Origin of the sequence: Sulfurovum sp. bin170 (assembly GCF_010892395.1) — a bacterium.
Classification (GTDB): domain Bacteria; phylum Campylobacterota; class Campylobacteria; order Campylobacterales; family Sulfurovaceae; genus UBA1140.
Map to the genome: position 1 here is coordinate 1 of NZ_JAACKB010000440.1, position 1,568 is coordinate 1,568.

2 protein-coding genes are annotated in these 1,568 nt (G+C 33.9%); both read right to left on the reverse strand.

Annotated elements, in window-relative coordinates; all coding sequences use genetic code 11:
* Positions 1-1,181: S-methyl-5-thioribose kinase (gene mtnK, locus GSY74_RS10415; RefSeq protein WP_164665038.1), on the reverse strand; the 1,181-nt coding region annotated here is incomplete at its 3' end.
* A gap of 36 nt (positions 1,182-1,217) precedes the next feature.
* On the reverse strand, positions 1,218-1,568 hold a 351-nt coding region (locus GSY74_RS10420; RefSeq protein ID WP_164665040.1), incomplete at its 5' end, for a hypothetical protein.

Sequence of the window (1,568 nt, forward strand, 5' to 3'; positions counted from 1 at the left end):
AAAATCAAATTTTTTCCAACTTCTAATGCCATAAGCTCAGCCTCTTTTCTTTTCTGCTTATTTTTTATACTGCGAATATCCTCTACACCTGCAATCCCAAAGACTCGTCTAGCTATCTTGCATCCTGCAAAACCAACACTTTGAGAGAAGATATTTCTCATAAACCAAGCTTTAAACTCGTCTAAATCCTTTTGAGCTATAAATCCATCTTTTAGCAGTGCAGAGTTAGGATGTTTTGCCCACAACTCCAAAAACTTAGACTCAAACTTACTATAAATCTCTCTGATACTATCTAAAATCCAAGCCCTATATTCACTATCTTCACTTCTATAAAAGTGAGATATATAGGAGTTAATCATATTGGCAATCAAAGCCCCTATATCAAAAGCAAAAGGACCTATAAATGCAAACTCTGGGTCTATTACAAAAGTCTCTCTCTCATTTAACATAATAGAGCCTGTATGCAGATCCCCATGAAGCAGAGCATCACTTTGAGTCATAAAGATATATTTGAGTTTTAGAACATTTTTTTTGAACTCACTATCAGCAAAAAGTAATTCTGCCTCATCTACTAAATCAGGGTTAATATCATTGGTCTCATCCTCCATAAATGGAAGTGTAAAGACAAAATCCTCAGTCAGTTTACAGAGTTCTCTGTTGGAGTTGAATCTATCAACCAATGTTCGTTTCTCTGCACTAGTAAGATAGAGTGAAGATGAGTAGAAGAGTGTTTGAGCTAAAAACGAAGAGATATGCTCTGTAAAATGAAGATAATAGGTTGTATCTATCAACCCTTTTCGCATAATAATATGCTCTGACAGATTCTCCATAACTACCAAGCTCATCTCCTCATCAGCATAGTAGATTTTTGGCACAAGAGTTGGAACAAGCTCTCCATAAAATTTCAATGCCCGAATCTCAAATGACATTCGCTCACGAGATAGAGGAAACCCCTCACCTGCAATACGAAGATATGGAACAGCCTGTTTTACGATAAGGCTCTTTTGGTTATCACTGTTTGTAACAATATAGACAAAGTTTAAATTTCCATCACCTATCTCTTGTATCTCTATTTTTTTAGGGTAGACACTTGGGTCTACCCCTACAAGATACTCTTTTATCTCTTTTATATTTAATATATACTCTTTTACTGTATCTATTGTTAGTATCTGATATGACATAATTTTCCTTTTTGCAAAATTTTATCATAAATAGACTCAAATAGAGAAAGCAAACTGAAGATTAGCCTCTTTTGATTTGATTCTACTATTTTTGATATCAACCTCTGCTAAAACATCAACAGATACGGAGACATTTTTAGATATTTTGTAGCCCATTTTCAACCCATACGCTGTCTCTTTTTGAGGAGTTCTCTTAATCTTTGTATACTTTAACACTCTTTTCATTTGAGCATTTTTATAGATAGCTCTCTTAGGCTCTGCATATCTTTTTTTTCTATCTGAAACTACTACTTTTTGCTCTGTCTGAGTTTTGACTGTTATTCCTAATAGTTTATGTGTATCACTATTTGCGATTAGAGTGTTGCTAAAGAGTATTATCATAATAAA